23 protein-coding genes are annotated in these 23,998 nt (G+C 64.2%); 11 read left to right on the plus strand and 12 right to left on the minus strand.

All coding sequences use genetic code 11. The annotated features are described in order from the left end of the window. Together ASE61_RS22305 and ASE61_RS22310 are read left to right on the plus strand one after the other, a co-directional pair. Window positions 1–1,248 carry an ABC transporter permease gene (locus ASE61_RS22305; RefSeq protein WP_061970667.1) on the plus strand — a complete coding sequence of 416 codons (1,248 nt, stop codon included), beginning with the start codon at window positions 1–3 and terminating at the stop codon, window positions 1,246–1,248. Then, complete coding sequence (locus ASE61_RS22310) at window positions 1,245–1,922, plus strand: ABC transporter ATP-binding protein (RefSeq protein ID WP_061970668.1); 678 nt, start codon at window positions 1,245–1,247, stop codon at window positions 1,920–1,922. The genes ASE61_RS22305 and ASE61_RS22310 overlap by 4 nt, the downstream gene beginning before the upstream one ends. 124 nt (window positions 1,923–2,046) lie before the next feature. Here ASE61_RS22310 and ASE61_RS22315 read toward each other — a convergent pair whose 3' ends face one another. From ASE61_RS22315 to ASE61_RS22350, 8 genes are all read right to left on the minus strand, one after another. Next, window positions 2,047–3,258: a M24 family metallopeptidase gene (locus ASE61_RS22315; protein WP_061970669.1), complete on the minus strand. Its 1,212-nt coding sequence runs from the start codon at window positions 3,256–3,258 to the stop codon at window positions 2,047–2,049. Between the two features lie 69 nt (window positions 3,259–3,327). Then, window positions 3,328–4,470, minus strand: a complete 1,143-nt coding sequence (locus ASE61_RS22320; protein ID WP_061970670.1) for an NAD(P)/FAD-dependent oxidoreductase — start codon at window positions 4,468–4,470, stop codon at window positions 3,328–3,330. Continuing rightward, window positions 4,467–5,564, minus strand: coding sequence for an alpha-hydroxy acid oxidase (locus tag ASE61_RS22325; RefSeq protein ID WP_061970671.1), 1,098 nt, complete (start codon window positions 5,562–5,564; stop codon window positions 4,467–4,469). The genes ASE61_RS22320 and ASE61_RS22325 overlap by 4 nt, the downstream gene beginning before the upstream one ends. A 16-nt stretch (window positions 5,565–5,580) precedes the next feature. Continuing rightward, window positions 5,581–6,168, minus strand: a complete 588-nt coding sequence (locus tag ASE61_RS22330; RefSeq protein WP_061970673.1) for an isochorismatase family protein — start codon at window positions 6,166–6,168, stop codon at window positions 5,581–5,583. A 224-nt stretch (window positions 6,169–6,392) separates the two neighbouring features. After that, window positions 6,393–7,280 (minus strand): ABC transporter permease, encoded by an 888-nt coding sequence (locus ASE61_RS22335; protein WP_082617637.1) that lies wholly within the window; start codon window positions 7,278–7,280, stop codon window positions 6,393–6,395. Next, window positions 7,277–8,335: an ABC transporter substrate-binding protein gene (locus ASE61_RS22340; RefSeq protein WP_061970675.1), complete on the minus strand. Its 1,059-nt coding sequence runs from the start codon at window positions 8,333–8,335 to the stop codon at window positions 7,277–7,279. Before ASE61_RS22340 ends, ASE61_RS22335 begins: the two co-directional genes overlap by 4 nt. Window positions 8,336–8,377: 42 nt before the next feature. Then, a complete protein-coding gene (locus ASE61_RS22345) occupies window positions 8,378–9,430 on the minus strand; it encodes an ABC transporter ATP-binding protein (RefSeq protein ID WP_061970676.1) in 1,053 nt (350 codons plus the stop codon). Next, window positions 9,427–10,275, minus strand: coding sequence for an ABC transporter permease (locus ASE61_RS22350; protein WP_082617638.1), 849 nt, complete (start codon window positions 10,273–10,275; stop codon window positions 9,427–9,429). Before ASE61_RS22350 ends, ASE61_RS22345 begins: the two co-directional genes overlap by 4 nt. Before the next feature lie 129 nt (window positions 10,276–10,404). On the opposite strand from ASE61_RS22350, the gene ASE61_RS22355 reads away from it, so the two are divergent. The 7 genes from ASE61_RS22355 (at window position 10,405) to ASE61_RS22385 (ending at window position 16,907) form a co-directional block, all read left to right on the plus strand. Next, a complete protein-coding gene (locus tag ASE61_RS22355) occupies window positions 10,405–11,310 on the plus strand; it encodes a LysR substrate-binding domain-containing protein (RefSeq protein ID WP_061970680.1) in 906 nt (301 codons plus the stop codon). 368 nt (window positions 11,311–11,678) lie between these two features. Continuing rightward, complete coding sequence (locus ASE61_RS22360) at window positions 11,679–12,587, plus strand: LysR substrate-binding domain-containing protein (RefSeq protein ID WP_210171892.1); 909 nt, start codon at window positions 11,679–11,681, stop codon at window positions 12,585–12,587. 381 nt (window positions 12,588–12,968) lie between these two features. Beyond that, window positions 12,969–13,763, plus strand: coding sequence for a transporter substrate-binding domain-containing protein (locus ASE61_RS22365; protein WP_061970683.1), 795 nt, complete (start codon window positions 12,969–12,971; stop codon window positions 13,761–13,763). A gap of 43 nt (window positions 13,764–13,806) precedes the next feature. After that, window positions 13,807–14,568, plus strand: a complete 762-nt coding sequence (locus ASE61_RS22370; RefSeq protein ID WP_061970685.1) for an amino acid ABC transporter ATP-binding protein — start codon at window positions 13,807–13,809, stop codon at window positions 14,566–14,568. Further along, the gene (locus ASE61_RS22375; RefSeq protein WP_082617642.1) at window positions 14,528–15,286 is read left to right on the plus strand and encodes an amino acid ABC transporter permease; all 759 of its coding nucleotides are present in this window, start codon (window positions 14,528–14,530) and stop codon (window positions 15,284–15,286) included. The genes ASE61_RS22370 and ASE61_RS22375 overlap by 41 nt, the downstream gene beginning before the upstream one ends. Window positions 15,287–15,291: 5 nt before the next feature. Beyond that, window positions 15,292–16,533, plus strand: a complete 1,242-nt coding sequence (locus ASE61_RS22380; RefSeq protein ID WP_061970688.1) for an NAD(P)/FAD-dependent oxidoreductase — start codon at window positions 15,292–15,294, stop codon at window positions 16,531–16,533. 14 nt (window positions 16,534–16,547) lie between these two features. Beyond that, window positions 16,548–16,907 carry a RidA family protein gene (locus ASE61_RS22385; RefSeq protein WP_061970690.1) on the plus strand — a complete coding sequence of 120 codons (360 nt, stop codon included), beginning with the start codon at window positions 16,548–16,550 and terminating at the stop codon, window positions 16,905–16,907. Between the two features lie 170 nt (window positions 16,908–17,077). On the opposite strand, the gene ASE61_RS22390 is transcribed toward ASE61_RS22385, so the two are convergent. Genes ASE61_RS22390 through ASE61_RS22400 form a run of 3 tightly spaced genes read right to left on the minus strand, consistent with a single transcriptional unit; the run spans window position 17,078 to window position 19,660 of the window. Further along, window positions 17,078–18,544, minus strand: a complete 1,467-nt coding sequence (locus ASE61_RS22390) for a M81 family metallopeptidase (protein WP_061970692.1) — start codon at window positions 18,542–18,544, stop codon at window positions 17,078–17,080. Continuing rightward, window positions 18,541–19,458, minus strand: a complete 918-nt coding sequence (locus ASE61_RS22395) for an SIS domain-containing protein (RefSeq protein ID WP_162260136.1) — start codon at window positions 19,456–19,458, stop codon at window positions 18,541–18,543. The genes ASE61_RS22390 and ASE61_RS22395 overlap by 4 nt, the downstream gene beginning before the upstream one ends. After that, complete coding sequence (locus ASE61_RS22400) at window positions 19,448–19,660, minus strand: hypothetical protein (RefSeq protein WP_061970695.1); 213 nt, start codon at window positions 19,658–19,660, stop codon at window positions 19,448–19,450. Before ASE61_RS22400 ends, ASE61_RS22395 begins: the two co-directional genes overlap by 11 nt. 419 nt (window positions 19,661–20,079) lie before the next feature. Here ASE61_RS22400 and ASE61_RS22405 point away from each other — a divergent pair, with 419 nt between their 5' ends. Continuing rightward, window positions 20,080–21,144 (plus strand): 1-aminocyclopropane-1-carboxylate deaminase/D-cysteine desulfhydrase, encoded by a 1,065-nt coding sequence (locus ASE61_RS22405; RefSeq protein ID WP_082617644.1) that lies wholly within the window; start codon window positions 20,080–20,082, stop codon window positions 21,142–21,144. Further along, window positions 21,141–22,175: a succinylglutamate desuccinylase/aspartoacylase family protein gene (locus ASE61_RS22410; RefSeq protein WP_061970698.1), complete on the plus strand. Its 1,035-nt coding sequence runs from the start codon at window positions 21,141–21,143 to the stop codon at window positions 22,173–22,175. Before ASE61_RS22405 ends, ASE61_RS22410 begins: the two co-directional genes overlap by 4 nt. 38 nt (window positions 22,176–22,213) lie before the next feature. Here ASE61_RS22410 and ASE61_RS22415 read toward each other — a convergent pair whose 3' ends face one another. Continuing rightward, window positions 22,214–23,497, minus strand: coding sequence for an ABC transporter substrate-binding protein (locus ASE61_RS22415; RefSeq protein ID WP_061970700.1), 1,284 nt, complete (start codon window positions 23,495–23,497; stop codon window positions 22,214–22,216). Window positions 23,498–23,998 lie beyond the last annotated feature (501 nt).

Genomic DNA, 23,998 nt, shown 5'->3' on the forward strand with positions numbered 1-23,998 from the left:
ATGCGGCTGATCCTCGCTCTGGCCCTGACGCATATCCGCGGCCGCGGCCGGCAGACCCTGGTCGCGATCATCGGGGTCGCGCTCGGCGTCGGTTTTTCGATCGCCATGGCCTCGCTGATGCAGGGCGGCGAGGATGATTTCGTCGCGAGGCTGGTCGACACCATGCCGCATGTCGACATCACGGATGAATATCGCAACGCCCGCCGCCAGCCGGCGCAGGACGCCTTTGCCGCTGTCCACATCGCCGGCTTGCGGCCGAAGGACGATCGGCGCGGCATCCTCAACCCCACCGAGGCGGTCGCAATGCTGCGGGCCTGGGTGCCCGGGCGATTGGCGCTCAGCCTGAAGACGCAAGGCGTGGTGCGCTATTCCGGCCGCGATGTCGGCATCGCCATCATCGGCATCGAGCCGCAGGCGGAGATGAAGGTCTCCTCGCTCGCCAAGGATTTCCGCCAAGGCAGCTTCACCTCGCTGATCGCCGGCGGCAACACCATCGTCGTCGGCGACAGGCTGGCGCAGCGCCTCGGCGCAGAACTCGGCACCACCGTCACCGTCGTCTCCTCCACTGGCCAGAGCCGCGCCTTCAAGATCGTCGGCCTGTTCCATACCGGCACCACGGCGCGCGATGAGGGCGAGGGCTATGTCCTGCTCAAGAACGCCCAGATCCTCAGCGAGCGCCCGAATGCGATCAACGAGATAAGGTTGAAGCCCGACGACCCCAACGCCGCGCCGCAGGTGGCGCGGCGGGCCGAGGCGCAGATCGGCTACAAGGCGATGGCATGGCAGGAGGCGAACGAGTCGCTGTTGCAGGCGCTCGTGATCCGCAACGTCATCATGTACACGGTCGTCGGCGCGATCCTGCTGGTAGCCGGCTTCGGCATCTTCAACATCATCTCGACCATTACCCATGAGAAGGCGCGCGACATCGCCATCCTGAAGTCGCTCGGCTTCACCGAGACCGATATGCGTCGTCTCTTCCTCCTCGAAGGAGTCGCGCTCGGCGCCGGCGGCTCGCTGATCGGCTGGGCGTTCGGTTTCTCGCTCTGCTTCGCGCTCTCGCTGGTTCGCTTCGAATTGTCAGGTGCCAGCGTCGCCCAGGAGATCACGCGCCTGCCGCTGGCCTGGAGTATCTGGCACTATCTGATCGCGGCCGGTTTCGCGCTGGTCTCGGCCGGTGTCGCCGGCTACCTGCCGGCAAGACAGGCGGCACGGCTCAATCCGGTCGACATCATCCGGGGCGCCACGTGAGCGCGCTGATCGAAACGAAGGGGCTGACCCGCGTCCTGCCCGCCGCCGTACCGGTGACGCTGGTCCAGGACATCACGCTCGCGATCGGGGAGGGCGAGTTCGTCGCCATCACCGGCCCCTCCGGTTCAGGCAAATCCTCATTGCTCTATCTGCTCGGGCTGCTCGACAAGCCGAGCGGCGGCTCGCTCACTATCGAGGGCAGGGACACTGCCGGGCTCAGCGAACGCGAGCGCGCCGCGATCCGTCTGGGGACGCTCGGCTTCGTCTTCCAGTTCCACTTCCTGCTGCCGGAATTCACCGTCCGCGAGAACGTGGAGATTCCGATGCGCCGGCTGGGCAAGCTCGGCGCTGCTGCCATGCGCGACCGTTCGACGGAACTGCTGACGGCGCTCGGTCTCGCCGACCATCTCGACAAGCGGCCCGACCAGCTCTCGGGCGGCCAGCGACAGCGCGTCGCTGTCGCCCGTTCGCTCGCCAATGATCCGCCGCTGATCCTCGCCGACGAGCCAACCGGCAGTCTCGACAGCAGGAATTCCGCGCAGGTCTTCGCGATCCTCGATGAGCTGGTGCGCGAGCGCGGCAAGACAGTGATCGCCGTGACCCACGATACCGAGATGGCGGCGAAGGCGAGCCGGCGCGTTCACCTGGTCGACGGGCGGCTGTGCGAGAGCTGAGATATCATCTGGAAGCTATCGCATGGTGGCTCTCTTCGCGCGCAACTTGACGGCATGGGCCGAAAGCCCGCGACGCAGCGATCACGCTGATTTCGGCCCGAATCGATGGAGCGTTCTGCGGCGGTCAGGCCTCGTAGCCGAAGGGGTCGTCGACGGAATGCGAGGGCTGGGTAAACCACTTCGCGCCATCATCAGACATGTAGACGATATCCTCCAGCCTCACTCCAAACTCGCCGTAGATGCACATCATGGGCTCGATCGAGAAGCACATGCCAGGCTGAAGCGGCGTCCTGTTGCCCTTCACGATATAGGCCTCTTCGTGAACGTCCAGCCCGAGCCCATGCCCGGTGCGATGCGGCAACCCGGGAACCTTGTAACCGGGCCCGTAACCTGCCGCCTCGATCACTCCGCGCGCCGCCTGGTCGATCGCCTCGCAAGGTGCGCCCAGGCGGGCCGCGGCAAACCCCGCCAACTGGGCTGCCTTTTCGAGGTTCCAGATCTCGCGCTGCCGTTCGGTCGGCTCTCCGAACACATAGGTTCTGGTGATGTCCGAACGATAGCCTTCCAGCTTCGTCCCCATGTCGATGAGAACCATGTCGCCATCGTTCAGCGTCTGCGGGTAGGGTACGCCGTGGGGATAAGCCGTAGCCTCGCCGAATTGCGCGTGATTGCTGGACCAGTCCCGGCCCAGCTTGCGATGGGCGCGCGCCAGAAAGTCCAGGGTCTCGGTCGTCGTCACGTCCACCTTCAAGGCGCGGGCGACCGCACGGTGAACTTCCATGGTGATGTCCATGGCCTGCTGGATCAGGGCAATCTCGGCTGCCGATTTCAGCTGCCGGCAAGCGGCGGTGATCGGCTGCCCGCTGGTGAAGGAAAAGCGGTTGCCCGCCTTGCGCAGGCCTTCAGCGATATAGAAGGGGGTCTGCGGATCGAGCGCCACCGAGCCGCTCTCGTAGCCCAGGCTGCGAATCGTATCGACGACCAGGGCTGCAGGGTCCTCATGCTCTTCCCAGCAGCGCACGTCGTCGCCGAACAGCATGTATTCCCGCGTCTTGGGCTCCTCGAAAGCGGGGCTCAGGTAGACGATCTCGCCTTCGGCGGGGACGATCGCCCCGTGCAAGCGTTCGGTCAGGGCAAGGTCGATGCCCGTGAAGTAACGCAGGCTGGTCGAGGTATCGAGATAGAGCGCCTGATGCCCTCCGTCTCGCAGCAGTTCCTGGGCCTTTGCGATCCGTGCGCGATACTCGTCCAGCCCGATCGCGACGCTGCGGCTCGTCGGTGGACTGAGTCTGGCGAGCTCTTCTTCGAAGGATGATCCGCCTACCCCGATCGTCATGACATACCCCTTTCAACGTGATTGCCTTCAAAGGCGCGGTTGCTCAACGGCCAGTGAACTTGATCGATACTAAGCGTCCGTGCGCTGCTCAGCATCATCGGCGAAGCGTCCGAACGAAGCCTTCTGGATATAGAAGCGAGCCGGCCGCATCGCGTTCAACTCCGGCACGATCTCCCGCTCAAGAAGCTCACGCGCGGCGAGCCGGCCCCACATCGGCCCCCAGCCGACCCCACCATGGGAAACGGCAAAGTAGAAGCCCGGCAGCCAGGGCAGTTCGCCGATGACCGGGCCTCCGTGAGGAATGGCACGGATGCCGATGCGGCTGGCGGCGACGGCGGTGCCCGCCAGGGCGGGTATGAGTTCCGCAACATCCTCCAGGATGCCCTGTGGAGATGGGCCGTTGGCACCGTGGACGCTGGTGAGGGCCTCTCCGCGCCAATGAATGGCCAATCCGCCTTCGGGATCCGGCCGGCTCATCCAGGTCGGTGCGCCGATGATCTGCCTGGGTAGGCCAGGGATGGCTTCGGTATAAACCACAAGGCCGGGAACGAGTTCGAGGGGCAGAGTCGCGCCGGCCAGTGCGGCGATGTGGCTGCCCCAACTGCCTGCGGCATTGATCACCGCGTCGGCAGCGATCTCGGAGCCGTCGCGAAGCAGGACGCCGGTAACCTTGCCTGCCTGCCGCAGGACCGCGCAGACTGGCTGGTCGGTCAGCACCGAGCCACCCAGTTTTCGGACATGATCGAGCAATGTCGCTACCATGGCGGGGGCATCGACCCAGCCGGAGCGCGCCTCGTAGACGACCTCGTCGTCGTCAGCGAACAGAACGCCGGGCGCCATGCCGCGCGCCTTGCCACCATCGAGCATTTTGAGGTCGAGCCCGCGCTCGCGGCAGATGGCGAGGTCGCGCGCGATCTTAGCCCGCTCCTCCGGCAGGCCCCAGGTCAAGGTGCCGGTCCAGTGCAGCCATCCCGGGCCGATTTCCTGTTGGAGCTGGTCGAAGGTGTCGTTGAGCTGGAGCCTGAGGAGGGCGCGGCCGGGATCCTCGTCCCAACTCGCCTGCGGAAAGGTCGACAGATAGGCGATCGAGGCAGCGCTTGTGCCGGATGCGGGACGCGCAGCGTCCACGATCACGACGTCGGCTTTGCCGACGGCCAGCCTGTAAGCGATGTTCGCGCCGATCGCTCCAGCGCCGATGACGACGATTTTCATGGCGACCTGCTGAAAATTCGGGGAGACAGATCGGCGACGCTGGAGCAGCCGAGATGGCCGAGGGTCGTCCAGAATTCGCGTTTCACGAGCTCCAGCGTGCGTCGCACCCCGTACTCGCCATCTGCCGCCAGGCCGAACGCGACGAGGCGTCCCAGAGCGACGGCATTGGCACCCAGCGCTATGGCGGTGGCGATATCGCTGCCTCGGCGCACTCCGGAGTCGAAGATGATCGGAACCTCGGCTCCGACCGCGGCGCGAATATGAGGCAATATCTCCAGTGTCGTCAGGGTGCGATCGATGGACCGGCCTCCGTAGTTGGAGACATAGAGCGCGACGGCTCCCGCATCGAGCGCCGCCTGCGCGTCGGCGACGCTCTGGACGCCCTTGACGATACAGGGAAGCGGGCTGCGGGCGATGACGTCGGCAGCTTGCTTCCAACCCCAGCGCGGCTCGGCAAAATCGAGCAACTCGACCAGATTTGCCGGATCGGACAGGCCTGGGCCGAAATTCGACGGCCCCTTCTCGCCGCGCGGGGAGAAACGGTCCTCCATCATGCGCTCGCGCCATTGACGGATCGGCGAATAGGTGGCGCAGACATGGGTGTAGCCGGCCGCCCTGGCGCGGCCGATCATCTGCAGGACGCCTTCCGGATCGCCGACGAAGGTCATCTGGAAAATCTTGGCCACGCCTGACGCCTGCGCCACCTCTTCCAGGTGAAACGAGGACGCTGCCGGCACCATCTGCTTGATACCGGCGGCCTCGGCCGCCCGCCCGATGGCGCAATGGCCGTCGGGATGGAACACGGCTTCGCCGCCGAAAGGCGCGATCAGCGCCGGGAAGCTCAGGTCGTGCCCCAGCAGGCTCGTTCGCGTATCCGGGTTGGATATCCCGGCGAACAACGGCGTATCGAACCTGATCCGGTCGAAGACGCTGGTATTCTCCTCGCGCGTGACCTCGTCGCCGGTTCCACAATTCAGATAGTTCCAGTCGATCTCCGAAAGCTGCCGCCGCGCCTGCGCATGGATGCCGCGAAGCGTCGTGTACTTCTCATCGGTGCGGTAGCGGTCGTCCAGCCGCTGCTCGGGCTTGCTCATGATGGTGACTTTCGTCTCAGGCCTGCGCCTTGAAGGCGGCGATGATCTCTTCGGTCGAGCGGACGCGGCCGATATAGGGGAAGACGTATTTGAGGGAGGCCTCGTGGGCCTCGGCAGTGCCGGCGGCCATGGCGTCGCGCACGAAGATCACGTCGTAGCCGTGATCATAGGCATTCCGGCCGGTGCCCTCGACGCCGAAATTGGTCGAGATCCCGGCCAGCACGATCGTCTTGATCCCACGCCGCCGAAGCTGCAGGTCGAGGTCGGAGCCGTAGAAGGCGTTAAAGCTCTTCTTGTTCACGACCGGCTCGTTCATGCGCCTGTCCATCTCCGGGACGAGCTGATCCCAGTTCTCGATGCGGTGCGGGTAGCGGGGCCGCTTGACGTCGAGGTTGGGCCCCAGATTGTCCGACTCGTCGGGCAGGAAGGTCGTGCGCACGAAGACGGGCAGGGCACCCGCCGCCCGCGCAGGTTCGATCATCGACGCGATACGGGCGACGACCTCGGTCGCGCTGTGCGGCGCGGCCGCGTGATGCGCGACGGAAGTCTGCATGTCGATGGAAACGAGGGCGGTGGTTTTTGGGTCGAACAGGGTGTCGGTCATGGATCGGCTCTTTCTGAATTGGGATGGCGGAGCACATCGCTGCCGCAGCATCGTCGGGCACAGGCTCGCGATCCCGCGCCGGCAGGCTTCGAAAATCCGGGTGATAGAGGGCTTTGCTGGAGTGGTTCGGCGTCAATCGCACCGGGCGGGAGGAGCGCGGCAATGGCTGCTGAGGCACGAGATCATGGCTCGAAACTCTGCTCGGTCGCGGGCACGGGCGGAGCTCATGCGCGCGCCTGGCGTCCGAGGATCAGCTTGTTGGCGAGAACGGTCATGACGAGCGTCGTCGTCATCAGGATCAAAGCGAGAGCCGAGGCGAAGGGCCAGTTGTTGTTCGCCGTAAACTCCCAGTAGAGCAGCGGCGCCATCATGTGGAAGCGCGGCCCGCCGATCAGCACCGGCGTCGCGAATGCGTTCATCGCGAGGATGAAGCAGAGCACTGCGGCGATCATCGTCCCCGGCAACGCCATGGGCCAGACGATCCGCCAGAAGGCGCGGGCCGGCGCGGCTCCGAGGCTCTCGGCGGCCTGCTCCAGGTTCTCGTCGATTCCCTCGACGACGCTCTGCAGCGTCAGGATCATGTAGGGCAGGTTGATGGAGATGATGCCGATGATGACGCCCGTGGTCGTCTGCATCAGCGTCATCGTGCCCAGGCCCAGGCTGGTGGCGGCAAGGTTGATGACGCCGCCATGCGAGAACAGAACCATCCAGCCGATGGAACGGACGGTGCTGCTGACGAAGAGCGGCAGCACCATCAGAAGCATCACCGCGTTCTTCCACCGGCTCTGCCAGCGGGCCAGCCGATACGCGATCGGAAAGCCGAAGAGCAGACAGAACGCCGTCGAGCTCAACGCTACGACCACGGTGGTGATCATGACGTCGGTATAGTAGGCGTCGCCGAAGAAGCGCGTGTAGTTCTCCGCGGTCGCAGCCTCGACCATGAGCTTTGTCGGATCGAAGCGGTTGAAGCTCATGCGGAGCAGCAACAGCAGCGGCGCCACCAGCATCACTGCCACGACGGCCGTGGCCGGTGTCAGCAATGCGCTGGCGGCCGCGAGATGTCCCTTCTCGCGCCGGTCGGAAGGCAAGGGCGTGGCTGCGGCCAGGGTCATCCCTTGTACTCGATGTTCTTCTTCCACCAGTCGCTCATTGCCGGAAGCTCGCGGGCGAGCTTGTCGAGATCCGGGGAGACCAGTTTCGGCGCATCCGGCGGCAGTTCCAGCCGCTTGGCCAGATTGGGAGGCAGGTTGGCGTTCGCGATCGAGGGCATGTAGCCCATGTTCTCGGCAAAGCCCTGCTGCGCCTTGGGCTGCAGCGCGGCCTCGATATAGGCGTAGGCCGCGTCCTTGTTCTGGGCATTCTTGGGGATGACCAAGCCGGAGACGTAGAGCATCGCGCCGCTCTTCGGCCAGGCCGACTCGATCCGGACACCGGCGTTCTGCCACATGATCGAGCGGGCCTGCCAGATGACCGCGATGGCGATCTCCTTGGACTTGAAGGCCTGGGTAAATGCTTCCGGCTGGGCATAGAGGCGCAGCCCGTTGGCGTTGACGTCCTTGAGATAGCTCTTTCCGGCCTCGTAATCATCGAGCGAGCCGCCGCGATACAGGGCGCCGGCCATCAGGAACGCATAATAGTTGGCGATGATGGCGCCGACCTTGCCCTTGTATTTCGGGTTCAGAAGCGCATCGAGATCCGTCGGCGGCTCGTCAACCTGCTCGGGATCGTAAATGATGACCTGTGCGCTGACGATGTGGGGAACGATGTAGGGGTCTCGTGCCTCGGGGCGGATCGCATTCCAGCTCGGCAGCTTGGCCGGATCGATCGGCAACAGGGCATCGGCGTTGCGCAGGGCCTGCGCCTTCACGTTGTCGAAGCATTGAACATCCACCGCACCGCGCGGCAGGATGCGCTGGGCGATCGTCTTGGCCATGCGGGTATCGGAATCGCCGACATCCTGGACGACCCTGACGGCTTTGTCCGCCATAATCGGATCGACATTCTCCCGCAGCAGCCTGCCATAGTCGCCGCCCCAAGTCCCGACCGTGACTGAGCCGCCCGATTGCGCGAAACTCTGGCCCGCGAACGGTACGGCGACCGCTCCTGCCGATGCGCCTGCGATGAAGTTTCGCCGGGAGATGCGATCGAACGTCGTATTCTTGATCATGGCAGTCCCCTGTAGTTGCTCGCGACGGTTGCTTTTTGAAGTTTACGAGGCTTCGAAGACGCGCTCCGCGCTGCCGTCCCAATCGATCGAGACTTCCGATCCCGGTGGCAGGCACAGGCGGTTGCCGGACTCCGAAGCCTGGCGAACGACGATGCGCTTGTCGGGTGCGATCTGCACCGCATGCTCCACGACCGCGCCGAGATAGACGCCGACCACGACCGTCCCCGTGAGCTTGCCCGCCTCCCGGCCCGCGCGCAGGGCCAGCCGTTCGGGGCGCAGCGCCATCGTCGCCGGGCCGGAGCGACGGTCGGACGAGAGGAGGAGCGGCTTTTCCCCTCCGAAGACGAAGTTGCGCTGCCCGTCGACACGGCCTTCGATCAGGTTGCTGCGCCCGATGAAGCTTGCGACGAAGGCCGTTTCCGGTCGCTCGTAGAGATCCTCCTGATCGCCAGTCTGCTGGATGCGACCGTCCTTCATCACGACGAGCCGATCGCCCATGGCCATGGCCTCGTCCTGATCATGGGTGACCATGATGGTGGTGAACCCATGCTCGCGCTGCAGGATGCGGATATCGCGAGCGACCTCCGACCTGAGGGAGGCGTCGAGGTTCGACAACGGCTCGTCGAGCAGGACGATGTCGGGGCGAATGGCGAGCGCCCGCGCCAGGGCCACGCGCTGCTGCTGCCCGCCGGACAATTGCCGCGGCAGGCGGCCGCCGAGCCCGTCCAGCTTGACCAGAGCGAGCATCTCGTCGACGCGCCTGGACGCTTCCGCCCGCCCGATGCCGCGCATCTCGAGGCCGAAGCCGATATTGGCCGCTGCCGTGAGATGCGGGAACAGCGCGTAGTTCTGGAAGACGATGCCCATATTCCGCTTATGCGGCGGCAGATCGACGATGCTTCTGCCGGACACCTTGATGTCGCCGCGGCTCGCCGCGACGAAACCGGCGATCATCCGCAGCGTCGTGGTCTTGCCGCACCCGGACGGGCCCAGAAGCGCAACCATCTCGCCCGCCCGCACATTGAGCGAGAACTGATCGACGGCTGCCATCGTGCCGTAGAATTTCGAGACGTTTTCGATGTCGAGCGTGCTCATCGCGCAACCCGCCCGAGATTGGCGAAATTGCCAAGTGTGAACAGGATGGCACCGATGCCGACGATCTGCAGGACGGAGATCGCCGCGATCAGCGGATCCAGCCGATATTCCAGATATTGCAGGATCGCGATCGGCAAGGTCGACATGCCGGGGCTGACGAGAAACAAGCTGATCTCCAGATTTTCGAAACTGATGATGAAGGCGAAGAAGCCGGAGGCGACGATGCCGTTGCGCATGGCGGGAAGCGTCACGCGCCAGATCACGCGGGGCGGCGAGGCTCCCAGGCTGGCGGCCGCCTCTTCGGTCACGCGATCATGGTTCGTCAGGCTGGCAAGGCAGATCCGGATGACCCATGGGATCGTGATCAGAACATGGGCCAGGACGAGCAGGGCCATGCTGCCGGCAAGAGGCAATTCCGTGCGCAACTCCACGGTGATCGCGAACACGTAGATCGCGAGGCCGATCGCGATTCCGGGAATGGTCAACGGCGCCAGAAGCAGCGTCCCGATCCCTTGCGTGCCTCTATTCCGGTAGCGCGACAGGGCTATGCCGGCTGGGACCCCGAACAGCAGGCTCAGCCCGCCCGCCAGCAATGCGAGCTTCAGGCTGGTCAGGAGCGGAGAAATGAATTGAGGAATGCTCGATCCATACCACGCCAATGAATATCCCTGAGGAGGGAAGATAATGACCTTATCGTCGAAAAAACTGACGTAAACCGTCAAGATCAGGGGGGCGAAAACTGTAATTAGACCGGAAACAACCAGAGCCGTTGCTCCGGGTCGCGCCAACCATTCCAGTTTTTCTGCCAATCCGAGCGACGATGCGCTTGGCCCCGTGTCCGACATCTTTATCCCCTGTTGGGCTGTAGCGTGGACGGGATAAAATATCGCGTCAAATTATTTGTTTGACCGAGTTGATAACGAATGGGAATGATTTTGCTCGGAGATCGGGTCTCCAAAAGGGGCAACTGCTCGATGTCGATGAACCCCCGCCAGCTCCAGGCCTTCTCCGCTGTCATGCGCGCCGGCGGCATCTCTCGTGCGAGCCGGGTGCTGCACCTCTCACAGCCGGCTGTGAGCAAGCTCATCGCGGGGCTGGAGGGCGATGTCGGCTTTCCCTTGTTCAGGCGTGACAAGAAGCGGCTTTCGCCGACGGCCGAGGCTCATATCTTCCTGGCGGAGGTCGATGCGATCCTCAACGGCATGGAGCGGCTGCGCCGCGTATCCGCGGACCTCAAGAACACCCGCCGCGGTCATCTCACCATCGGGACTATCGCCACATTCGGGCTTACGCTGCTCCCGGAGATCATTGCGAGCTTTCAGAAGACCAGCCCTGAGACCAGCGTGCATCTGCATGTGCAGACCTCGCCGAAGCTTCTCGATCTCGCTCACACCCAGCAACTGGATATCGCGATCAGCATGCTGGCCTCCGACAGCCCTGCCGTTCAGACCGAGACGCTCATGCAGTGCCGGGCCGTCTGCGTCCTGCCATCAGGACACCGGCTCGCCGGCAAGGATGTGATCGTCCCCCGGGATCTCGAAGGCGAGGCCTTCATCTCGCTTGGAGAGACCGATCGGGTGAGACAGCTGGTGGATCGCGCTTTCGAGCAGGAAAACATCGTGCGGAAGATGGTGACGAGTACCCAGTTCGGGATGGCGGCCTGTGAATTCGTGCGATGCAGCAATGCGGTGACGGTCGTGGCGCCGATGACGGCTCGGGCCTCCGTCAATCGTGATCTGGTGATCAAACCCTTCAGGCCCGAGGTGGTGCTGGACATCAAACTGCTGCGTCCGCGGATGAAGCCTCCTTCCTCCGTTCGCGAGAGTTTCTTGCGCCATCTCCGAGACTGTCTGGAACGATGGAATCTTTCGCACCCTTGAATGGGTGTTGAAGGAGATTCAGAAGAACCTCGGGCGCAGATGGGCAGGTTCACGCCGCTCAGCCGACAGAGATCGAGGAACGACCATGAGCGGACGTAGCCAGCTCTGGAGGGCGCCGCTGCAGGGTGGCGGCCGCTGGCGGTACGAAGAGAATGTTCAGATCCCTCACGACGCCTGGGCCGGCATAAAGCCGGATGGTCAAGGCAGCAGGGGGGCACCGTCAGCGGCGCCATGGGTATCCAACTCAAGATACAGCGTCTCACGGGCGTTTCGAACAACTTCCAGTCTGTCGCGCTGGATTCGGCAAAACTTAGTAGATTCATATGCCTGTTGATGCCTTAGACACGCCGTCTACGGATGGAGGGAGCGTGAAACATCGGCATCTTGAGGTGTTCAGGGCTGTCATGCGCGCCGGGAGCATCACCGGCGCCGCGCATTTGCTCGGACTGACCCAGCCAGGAGCCAGCAAGCTCATCGCACAGGGAGAGGAATTGTGCGGCTTCCCTCTGTTCAGCCGCGTCCAGAACCGCCTGGTTCCGACCGAACGGGCCGTCCGCCTTTTCGAGGAAGCGGAACGGCTGTTCGTCGGCATGGAAGAAATCAATCGCCTGGTGGGGCGTCTGCGCAGCGACGGCCCGCCACGTACCGTCGTCGCCGCCATCCCGATGATCGCCCAGGAGATTCTGCCGTTCGCCGCAGCCGACTGGCTCGCGGGTGTCGATGCCCAGCTCTTCGTCACGACGCGCGATGCCGGCGGCGTTCTCGCCATGGTGACCTCCCGCAATGCCGATGTCGGCTTCGCCATGAGCTTTCGCCGGACGCCGGGCGTACGAAGCCAGCTCATCGCGCGAAGCCGCGTTATGTGCGCCATATCAGCCGAGCATCCGCTCGCAGCGAAGGCGATCATCAACCCAGCGGATCTGCAGGGAGAACGCTTTATTTCGATCTCGCGGCATGAAGGGCAGCAGCAGAAGATCGATCAGGTGCTGGCGGCGGCATCCGTGAAGCCGAAGGAAGTGGCCGAGATGCCGCTGATCATCGGCGCGGCAGCCATGGCGCGGGCCGGCATCGGCATCACATTTGCCGACTGTTTTTCCGCGCGGCCATGGCTCGGACAAGGCCTCGTGCTGCGCCCGTTCGAGCCGGAAATCCGGTTTGAGTACCATGCGATCTGGATCGATGGGGCACCGCAAGGGCGCAACGTCCAGACGCTTATTGCCGCGATGCGGGCGACCATGCGCGCTCAGTTGCAGCGCTTCGGTGGCGGCGGCGCCTAGCTGTGCAGAGCTCGAGGCAACAGCCCGCGATCTTTGGGGGATGCGGTGATCCTCGACCATAACCAGAGGCCATGATCCATAACCAACGTCGCGATGGACAAGTGCGCCGCGCTTGATCGAATATCATGGCTCTCGAAATCGAAATTCGGCGGTTTCATCGAGATCTTGAGGTCAAATTCTCGAGCAAATTCAAGTTTTATCCGGGATAGGAAACGGAAATACCTTGATGTGCGCGAGTTGACGACTTCGCGATCGCCTTGGCATGCCTTGCGGCCTGGGTGAACGAAGCAACGCTGCCGGGCGCGTCACTGCGGTGACGCGATGCACCGTACACTATTCTATCGACCGCCAAAGGCGGCGCAAAAATCGGGGATTGATGGAATGTTCGGATTCATCACGAAACTTGCCGTCGCGACCACCATGGCCGTCTCGATGCTGGCCCTTCCAGCCGCCGCTCAGGATGGCGGCAAGGACATGGCTCGCATCCTCTCGCAGAAGGTCGTGCGCGTCGGCGCGGTCGAGGCGTTTCCGTCCTATCGGCAGGACCTGGCGAGCAGCAAATGGGAAGGCATCTTTCCCGAGACGGTCGAGGCTCTGTTCGGAGCCATCGGCGTCAAGGTCGAGTATGTGCCGACCGAATGGGGCACCGCTGCTGCCGGGCTGCAGTCCGGCCGGTTCGATCTGATCGGCGGCTATTCGGCCACGCCGGAGCGCGCGCTCGCCGTCGGCTTTACCATCCCGGTCGCGCGCGTCGGCGTCGGACTCGCGGCGGCGACGGCCGAGAAACAGGCCGCGGCCGCGAATTGGGCCGACCTGAACAAGCCGGAGGTGCGGATCTCGTTGGCCGACGGTTCGGCGACGATGCGCATGGTCCAGCGCCTGATCCCCAAGGCGACCTATGTCGCCGTGAAGACGGAAGATGCCGCGATCCTCGAACTCGAAAGCGGTCGGGTCGACTATTTCGCCAGCACGGAGTCGAGCCTCTCGCGCTACGGCCAGGCCCGCAAGAATGTGCATGTCGGCTATCCCAAGCCCGAGATCGGCCAGAACTCGACATTCGCCCTGCGCAAGGGCGAGCACGATTTCCAGGAATGGCTCAACGTCTCGCTCGGCGCGCTGATCGCTGACGGCACGATCCCCGGCATCCGCGCCAAGTTCCTCAACCCCTCGAAATGAGGTTGCTCCCGGCCGTCCGGGACAGTGAAGAGGAGATCGGTCTTTGACGCTGCTGGCGATCCGCGACGTTCACAAGTCCTATGGCGCGCTCGAGGTTCTCAAGGGCATCGACCTGACCGTGGAGGCCGGCGAGATCGTCGGCTTCATCGGGGCCAGCGGCTCGGGCAAGTCGACGCTTCTGCGCTGCATCAACCACATGGAGGCGCCGACGCGGGGCGAGGTCCTGCTCGAGGGCGAGACCGTCGGCGTGAAGAAGGTCGGCGACAGGCATGTGCCGCGCTCCTCGGCCGAGCTCAGTCAGCAGCGCCGCAAGATGGCGATGGTGTTTCAGCACTTCAATCTCTGGCCGCACAAGACGGCGCTGGAGAACGTGATGGAGGGACCTGTCGTCGTCCAGAAGATCGAGCGCGAGAAGGCCAAGGCAAAGGCTCTTGCCGCACTCGCCCGCGTCGGCCTCGCGGACAAGGCGGATTCCTATCCGAGCCGCCTGTCGGGCGGTCAGCAGCAGCGCGTCGGCATCGCCCGCGCGCTGGCGTTGGAGCCGCAGATCATCCTGTTCGACGAGCCGACATCGGCGCTCGATCCGGAACTCGTCAACGAGGTCCTCGCTGTGATCCAGGGGCTCGCCGACGACGGCATGACGTTGATCATCGTGACGCACGAGATGCGCTTCGCCCGCGATGTCTGCGACCCTGTCGTCTTTCTCGACAAGGGCAGGATCGCGGATATCGGGCCCCCCTCGCACATCTTCGGTGCGACGGCGAATGCCCGAACGCAAGAATTCGTCCGCAACTACTACGGCTGAACGCGACGCCGGCGGCTTTGCCGCGGCCGCAAGACGGGCGGGACAGATGGAATACGACTGGAACTTCGCGATCGTCTGGGACTACCGAGCCGTCCTGCTGAGGGGGTTGCTCTACACCGTCATGCTCGCTGCGATCACGATCGTCACCAGCATGATCCTGGGCCTCGCCCTGGCGCTGCTGCGCGGCAGCAAGGTCCCGTTCGTCTATCCGGTGATCTCGACCATGATCTCGGTTGTCCGGGCGGTGCCCGTGCTCGTTCTGCTGGTCTGGATGTACTACTGCCTGCCGATCATCACCGGGTTGAAGCTCGAGGGCTTCACCACCGTGGTGATTGCGCTGTCCATCTACAGTTCGGCCTTCTTCGCCGAGATTTTCCGCGGCGGCATCCAGTCGATCGACCGTGGCCATATCGAAGCCGCGCAGTCGGTCGGCATGACCCGCGGACAGGTCTTTCAGCGGATCGTCGCGCCGCTCGCTTTCCAACGGATTTTCCCGCCGCTGGTGAACCAGTGCATCCTGGTGCTCAAGAACACGACGCTGGCCGGTTACGTCGCCGTCCCCGAGCTCCTCTATTTGGGCCAGCAGATCAGCGTGCGGACCTTCAGGCCGCTCGAGCTGCTGACCGTCGTCGCCGTGCTGTTCGTCGTAACGATCGTACCGCTCACCCTGGCCGCCGAATACTTCGAGAAGAAGTACCGCGAGAAATACTTCAGGTAGAATCCATGCAACTTCGTGACGAAACGGTCGTCGTCGGCGCAGGCGTCGTCGGCATGGCCATCGCTGTGCGGCTGGCACGCGCCGGAACCCAGGTGGTCGTGCTCGATCCGCTGCCGCCCGGAGGGCGGGCCTCCTTCGGCAATGCCGGAATCATCAGCCCCGCCACCGTGATGCCGATGTCCGGACCCGGCGTCCTGCGCAAGGTGCCGGGCTGGATGAGCGATCCGCTGGGGCCGCTCTTCGTGTCCCCGCGGCATTTCCCGCGCGCGCTGCCGTGGCTGCTGCGCTACATCATGGCCGGACGGCCGGCGCGGGTGCGCGGCATTGCGGCCGCGATGCACTATCTGCACCGCGACTGCGTGGCGGATTGGGAGCATCTGCTCGGTTCGGAATTCGTGGCCCGCAACATGCGCTTCCATGGCGGGCTGCAGCTCTGGTCGGGCCCGGGCAACGCCAAGGCGGCGGCGCTCGGCGCCGAGATCCGCAAGCGCTATGGCATCGAAGCGGAGGCGCTGTCCGGAGACAGGCTGCGCGAACTCGTGCCCGACGTCACGCCGGCGATGAAGACAGGCCTGCTGGTGCGTGGCGGCGGCTATACGCTCGACCCGGCCGAAATCTCCGCGCATCTCGTCGAAGAATTCATGCGCCTGGGTGGTCGGATCGTCCAACGCTCGGTCGAGCGTATCCATCGGGAAGCCCCGGGCCGCATCTTACTCGCCACCAATCTTCATCCCATCGCATGCCGGCGCGTCGTCGTTGCAGCCGGCATCTGGTCGGGCAGGCTCCTGGCCCCGCTCGGGATTCGCATCCCGCTCGAGGCGGAGCGCGGCTATCACGCGACCTTGCCGAACCACAATGTGCGGCTCGAGCATTCGATCGGCTTCAAGGATCGCGGCTTCTCCGTCACGCCGATGCGCCAGGGGTTGCGCGTCGCCGGCACGGTCGAGTTCTCGGGGCTCGACACCCCGCCGGACATGCGGCGCGCGCAAAAGCTGGTGAAGCACGCCGCCGAGCTCTTTCCGGGCATCAAGCACGACGAGCCGCTGCTCTGGTCGGGCTTCCGCCCGTCGCTGCCGGACAGCCTGCCCGTGATCGGCCCGGCCACCGTCGATGGCGATGTCGTGATGGCTTTCGGGCACAGCCATTACGGCATGAGCGGCGCCCCCGGCACGGCGCGCGTCGTCGACGACATCCTCCATGGCAGGCACCGCGAGGAGCATGCCATGTTCAGCCATCACCGTTTCTGACAGGAGCACTCCCAATGGAAATTCAGCGCAAGCTGATCGAGAAGCGCTACAGCAAGATCTCGATCTACAATGGCGTCGCCTATTTCGCCGCCACCCCGGACCGTCCCTTCGATACCTCCGAAAGCGTCGTCACGCAGGCGCGCCAGATCTTCGCGCGCGTCGAGGAGCGGCTCGCGGAAGTCGGCTCGACCAAGGCCGACCTCCTGTTCGTCACCATCATTTTGTCGGACAAGCGCTATCTCGCTGAATTCAACGAGCTCTGGGACGCATGGGTGAGCGACATCACCCCGCCCTCGCGCGCCTGCTTCTTCGCCGAACTGACCAATCCGGACATGAAGGTCGAATTCATCATGCAGGCGCGAGCACGACAGTAACCAATCGCGGCGCCGGGAGCAGAGTCCGGCTCCTTGCCCGAAAGCGGACATAGAGCGGCGTCATGACGCAAAGAACCCATCCGGCCAGGCATCCAGGTGCAGCGACGACGGGACGGAACATTGGCGTTGCGGCCTCCCGGGGTCGCTGCGGCAAGGGCCGGATGTTTGACTTACGTCATCCACACCGGAGAGACATCCGTATCGAGTGGAGCGATAGGCCGGCGAATGCGGCGGTAGGGTATTGCGGCGGCATCGGGCGGATAGGGGCCGCCGCAATTCACGAAAATCACATCGGCGGCAATCGGCGCGAAGGCTGTGTGAAAATGGCTTGCGGATTTCACCACGACGATCTTTTTCTTCGAGAGTTCTATCCCGAGCAATTCGAAGACAGCGGGGTGGAACGTTTGGGCGCGTTTGCTTGCCAGCACCACATCCAGCTTGCCGAGCCGGACCGAGGCTGCAGCCCCCAGGGAGACACGGCTCTCTTGAAACGGAATGACAAGATCGCGTGTGGTCGCGACGACCTCGATTTCAGCATCGACGGGCATGCCCGAACTCGGCGCCGCCTTGCCACCGAAGCGCAGATGTAGGCGCGCACCGGGCCCCGCCGCCAGGCAGAACGAGACAGCGACCGGATCCCACAGAGCCCCGACCGCGGCATCGATGTTCGCGCGCTCGCGCAGCGCGTGAACAAGGAACGTGCTGTCGCCAGCCACGCCGCCACCGGGATTGTCCCAGCGGTCGGCAAGCACGACAGGTTGACCGGCCACAGCGAGGGCCATGTCGATCGCCTCGGCCGGATCGGGCATATACGGCATGCGGTTGGCGCCGAAAGCAACGATACGGGCGCCAAATTCGGCCGCCACGGATCGACCCATTTCCGGCGCATCGTCACTGATGACGACGACCTTGGTGCCGACGTCATGGACGTCCGCCGCCGGAAACCCGTGCACGACGGAGATGCTCAGCACGCCGTCCCTGCCTTCACGGGCGATCATGTCGTCGACAAGGGACCTGCCAGGTTCGCGGCTGGTCAGGAAGTTGGCGATGGCACGGCAGTCGAGGACACTCACAACCGGCGTGATTTCCTTGCGGGCGGCGCGCAAGGAAATATCCACCATATCTTCCGCGCGCTCGTAGAAATCGCTGTGCGGCACCTCCTTGAAGGTGACCAGGATCGTGACCGCGTCGATCATCGCCTGTGTGAGATGGCAATGGGGATCGAGTTCGACCCCGATGACCGCATCCCCTCCTGCGATGGCGCGGGCCTGAGTAAGCAGATCGCCCTCGCAATCGTCGTAACCCTCGGCGATCATCGCGCCATGCAGGCCGAGAAGCACCACGTCGACGGGCATCGCGGCGTGAAGCTGGTCCAGGATTTCGTCCCGCAACCCCTCATAGGCCTCCCGGGAAACCAGGCCGGCAGGCTCGGCCCAGGCCGCCGTCCCCTCGATCAAGGTGAACCCCTGCTCACTGGCGCGTTTGCGGGCCGCGACAAGGGGGGCGGAACAGAGAGTGGGCATCTCGGGGTGCTCGCCCGGCGGGGCGTAGAACGCATCTTCGAAGGCGCCGCGGTCGATGCGAATTGGCGAGAACGTGTTCGTTTCAGTCGCCAGCGAAGCGACAAAGACCCTCATGACTTGCTCTTTCTGCGGCCTGCCGGCGCCGCCAGCGGAATGCGCAGATCGGCGAGGCTGTTCTTCGCCTCGCGCAGGCGCTCGAAAAGCGCCGGCCCGCCACGGAGAGCCATTGCTGTCGCGATAATGTCGATCAGCACGGCATGGGCCACGCGCGACGTCATCGGCGTGTAGATTTCGGTGTTCTCATGCGCGTCGATCTCGAGGACGATGTCGGCCGCAGCCGACAGCGCGGTATCCGGCCGGGTGATGGCGATGACCGTGGCGCCGCATTGGCGGGCCTTCAGCGCCATCGCCTCGATGTCGCGCACCATGCCGGTATGGGAAAAGCAGAGCGCCACGTTGCCCTTACGCAGCGTGGCGGCGGCAAGGCGCTGCAAGTGCGTGTCGTCATACGCCACGACCGGGATGCCGAAGCGCATCAGCTTGTGCTGGGCCTCCATGGCCAGGATGCGTGCCGCACCGGCACCGTAGCAATCGATGCGGGTCGCGTCGGCGAGGATGTCGACGACCCGCGCAAGCACCGCCTGGTCGATGGAACGTCGCAGCGTCGTCAACGCGTAGATCGAGGAATCGACAAGCTTGTCGACGATCTGGTCGAGCGGGTCGCTGGAGGTGACTTCGCTGTGAACATAAGGCGTCCCGGCGACGATGCTCTGTCCGGTGCGCAGCTTGAGTTCAGGATAGCTGGCCAACCCCATCGTACGCACGAACCGAAGCACGGTCGGCTGGCTGACGCCCACCTCTTCGGCCAATGTCGCGATCGACATATGGATGACCTTGTCCGGCGCATCGAGCACAAACTCTGCCACCCGGCGCTCGGATGGCGAAAGCTCGGCCCTGCGGGCGGTCAATATGTCGAGGAAGCGGTCGTCGCCTCCCGCGTGACCATTTCCCGGCGCTTCACCTGTCATCATGCCCTTCCCCTATTCGAACGCGAAAGCCTTCCACCTCGATGCAGGCTCCCAGCAGGAGGGTCTCGACACCAATGGTGGTGCGGCTATGCCGGCCGAACGCGCCCATGACTTCCACTATCATATCGGATGCACCACTCATCGCAGTCCCGGGCGCGACGAAGTCCGGATCGGCGTTGACGAAGCCGCCCGACGAACGCATGTCGCGATCCGGTCGGACAACCCCAGCACCAGCCTTCCATGGGCGAGGGGCAGCAGCCGGCAGAGGCGCGCCGCAGCATGCCTGCCTGCTTCCGTAACTTTACTCCCTAAAATGCCTTTATGGTCTTCGGGTAGCTTCCCGTCCGGGACCACGCAGAGCTGCCTGGAGCCGTACAGCAAGGTTACGATGACACTGTCAGATACATAATTCCCTTTTAATTCAAAAGTATCCTGTGCCTTCATGCAGTCCGATCAAACGAATTTCGATGCGAGAGATGCTGGCCAGAACGCCCGTCTCCACGCCATGATCGTCATGGTAGCGGCCCGTCATCTGACGGCCTCAGCCCTTCCTACACCGGTTCCGGATGCGTTGACGAGACCATTTCCGTAATTTATCTACATCGCGCTCGGCGAGCGCCGATGCCCTTGCAGGACGCCGCGATGCTCGTACCTTGCCCGTCTGCTGTTTCGATCGATCCGATGTCCGGCCGCCCGCGCCTCGCCATGGCTCGCCTGCCGACGCCTTTCGAGCCGGCACCGCGGCTGGCCAAGCATCTCGGCGTCGCCTCCGTCCACATCAAGCGCGAGGACATGGCCGGCTATGCGCTCGGCGGCAACAAGCTTCGTCAGCTCGACTTCATCCTCGCCGAGGCGATCGCAGCCGGAGCCGACATGCTGATTGCGACGGCCGGCAGCCAGTCCAATTTCTGCCGGTCGCTGGCCGGCGCAGCCGCCAAGCTGGGCCTCGGTTGCCATCTGCATGTGCGCGCCAGGATGGGCACGGAGCTTGTTGGCAATCTGCTCTTGGACGACATCTTCGGGGCGGAGGTCACCTTCACCCAGGAGACCGACCCATGGCACCCCGCCATCAAGGATGAAATCGAGGCGATCGCCGATCGTTACCGCAAGCAGGACCGGTCGCCCTTCGTCGTGCAGCTTACGGGCGTGAGTGCCAATGTCGGTGTCGCAGGCTGGATGTCGGGTGCCGCTGAGCTCCGCGAGGATTTCAAGGCGATCGGGCGGATCCCCGACAGCGTCGTCGCGGTTTGCGGTTCCGGGCTGACGGCTGCCGGGCTGGCGCTCGGCTTCAAGCATCTCGGCGTTCCAACCAGGGTCATGGGCATCAGCGCCCAGCAACCGGAGGCGCGACTGCGCAAGTGGATCGTCGAGACCGCCAACATTGCCGCCGCGTGGATGGGCATCGAGGCGCGTCTCTCGGGGCAGGATTTCGACATCGTCGACGGAGAGATCGGCCCGGGCTACGGCATTCCCTCCGACGCGAGTGTCGCCGCAGTCAGGACCGCTGGCCGGCTCGAAGGGCTGGTGCTCGATCCCGTCTATACAGGCAAAGGCATGGCCGCCCTGATCGGTGCAGCGGAGAAGGGTCTGCTCGGCAAGGCGTCCTCCATCGCCTTCCTGCACTCCGGTGGCACGCCGGGGCTGTTCACGCACGCATCCGCCTTTGAACGCGCGGCCCGCCAATGAAACGCGGCGTCTCGGGAGCAGGCGGCCCCGCCCGGCTGGAGGTCGAACTCGATCGGCCGGGGCGCCACGTCGGCGCCCTCTTCGTCCCGCACTCGCACGACCGCTCCGCCTATGGTCGTATCACGCTTCCGGTGATCGTGGTCAAAGGCGGCGACGGGCCGACATTGCTGTGCACCGCCGGGCTGCATGGCGACGAATACGAAGGGCAGTTTGCGCTGTCGCGTCTGGCCCGGACACTCGATCCGGATCGGCTGCGCGGGCGTGTCATCTTGCTGCCGGTGGCCAATCCCGCCGCATCGACGGCGGCCAAGCGCACGTCCCCCATCGACGGCGTCAATCTGGCTCGCTGTTTTCCGGGCCGGCCGGACGGTCTGCCTACGGAACAGATCGCGGATGGCATCTTCCGGCTGCTGCTGCACTTGGCAGATTGCGTGGTCGACCTGCATAGCGGCGGCGGGACGCTCGATTATCTGCCATGCGCTTTTGGGCGCCTGCCCGCAGACAGTGCCCTGGCAAGGCGTGTCCTGGATCTTATGCTGGCCTTCGGCGCGCCCCATGCGATGGTGATGCGTCACCCCGAAGCCAGCGCGACTCTGGTCTCCGCGGCGTTGGAGCAAGGCATCCCCGCCATGGCGACGGAGCTGGGCGGCGGCGGATGCGTAACCCCCCGGACCGTCGAGATCGCGCGAGCCGGCATTGAGAACGTTCTCGCTCATCTCGGCATGATCGATGCTGTCGCAACACCGCGCGCGAAGGCACGCCTGCTGGCCATCGAGCCGCAAGGGTTCCTGCGTGCGCCGGGGCGTGGGGCCTTCGAGCCTGCCCATGCTTTGGGCGAGACGGTGCGAACTGGCGAAACGGCCGGGTGGCTGTGGGACTTCGAGCGCGCCGACCGCGCGCCCGAGCCGTTGCTGATACCGGACGATGGAGTGGTCGTATGCCGCCGCGTGCCGCCTATGTGCTCCGCCGCCGACGTGCTTCTTCATCTTGGCCGGGATACGACCCGCGCCGAGCTGCTCGGCGTTGCCTAGGTGGGAGGGAAGGGGAGGCCTTGGCCTCCCCTTCCGCTTCATTTCAGAAGTGCCTGTACGCGAACGGTCAGATCATCCATCGCCCGCTGCGGCGTCTTCATGCCCAGCACCGCAGCTTCGGCTTCTTCCTTGAAGAAGTCGGCGGCGCGTGCCGCTTCGTTGAAGGCAGGCAGCGGCACGCGCGAGACGGCGAGGACCCGCCGCTCGTCCTGCGCATAGGGCAGCGCTTCGATGATGCGCGGGTCATCATAGGTCGAGTTGCGGACCGGCCCGTTTCCGTTGAGGGCTGCCCCCAGCGCCGCCTGTGGAGACGACATCCACTTAACGAATTTCCAGGCGAGGTCCTTATTTTGGGAATTCTTCGGGATCGCCATGCTCCAGAACTCGACCTTGGCAGGCGCGACATCGTACTTTCCCAGCAATGCCTTCGCGACCGGGAAGAACGTCGTCTTGATCTTGCCGGCGGCCTGCGACTTCTTGGGGTCGTTGTAGAGCCCGTTGCGGCTCATCGAACTCATGGCCATTGCGGCACGGCCGGTCTGCATCCAGGTGTTCGCGTCCTCCGCTTTCATGCCGGTGAGATTGCGCGGCACGGCGCCCGCCTCGAAGAGCTGTCGAATGGCGGTCAGCGCCTTTACCATCGGCTCGGAATTGGCGACGACCTTCATGTCGGGGGTGATGAAGTCGGCGTCCCAGGCGCGGGCAAAGGCGATCACCTCGGGATAGGCGACACCGGGCAGGATGAAGCCCACGGCAGGCGTGCCGTCGGGCCGCTTCCTGGTGCACTTCTTGGCTATGTCGATGAATTCCTCGATCGACTTGGGTGGGCCGGAAACCCCGCATTCGGCGAAGATTTCCTCGTTGTAGTGCAGTCCGGTCGAAGCATGGCGAAACGGCACGGCAAAAAGCTGCCCGTCGAAAGTCACCGCCTTCACAAGGCCGGGAAAGATGTCGTCGAATTTCTCGATCGGGTCGCTCTTCATGTAGGCGTCGAGCGGTTCGAACAAGGTCGTGACGCGCGGCGTCGCATAGGTGTTGAGCAGGAAGGCGACATCGATCGTCGACTGATCGAGCGAGGCTTCGCGAAACACGCGATCGTGCAGCGGCCCGGTCTCGAACGTGGCCCAATTGATGCCGACACCGTTAGCCGCCGTGAAACCTGCCGTGACATCGCCGCCTGCGGTGCCATTGGACACATTCTGCAGGACGCGATGGGCAAACACATTCAGTTGCTTGCCCTGCGCGAACGCCTGACCCGCCGCATAAGGCACGGCATAGGCGGCCGCCGCCCCGGCGAAGAAATGCCGTCTCGTCAAACGCATTTGTCCCCTCCCTTGTTTGTTCGAATTTCGCTGCGTCTAGAGTCGTTGCGTCAAGACGCAGGGCGCGAAACCCTCTTTCGTCCCATGTAGAATAATTACAGAATTTGGCGCAGCACAATCGCATAGTCGCGATGGAAGGTCTAATTTTTTATATTTACTACATAAGCCGCTTCTGCCTCCGCCGGGGTAGGGCGCTGCACCATCCAAGGGCGGTACGCGGTAGCGAGCTTCTCGAAAGTGACGAGCAGATGGCGCCAACATTCGGCCGTTGGAGCCATGAATGTCGACAGGAAGCTCACACGGGCGCCCGCGGCGGCAGCTCGGGCTCACATGAGAGCAGGTCCGTTACATCATCGCGCTCCGCCGAATGGCGGATCATGCGCGCCAATGCGGCCGCGCCGCGCCGATACCGTTGAAAAAGTCGGCCTGCGAGCGAGGCGATCACGAGCTGTGATTTACCTGCGGGGGCGTTTGCCCTTCACGCGGCCCTCATCTGCGGTC

Source organism: Allobosea sp. Root670 (assembly GCF_001429415.1).
Lineage (GTDB): Bacteria > Pseudomonadota > Alphaproteobacteria > Rhizobiales > Beijerinckiaceae > Allobosea > Allobosea robiniae.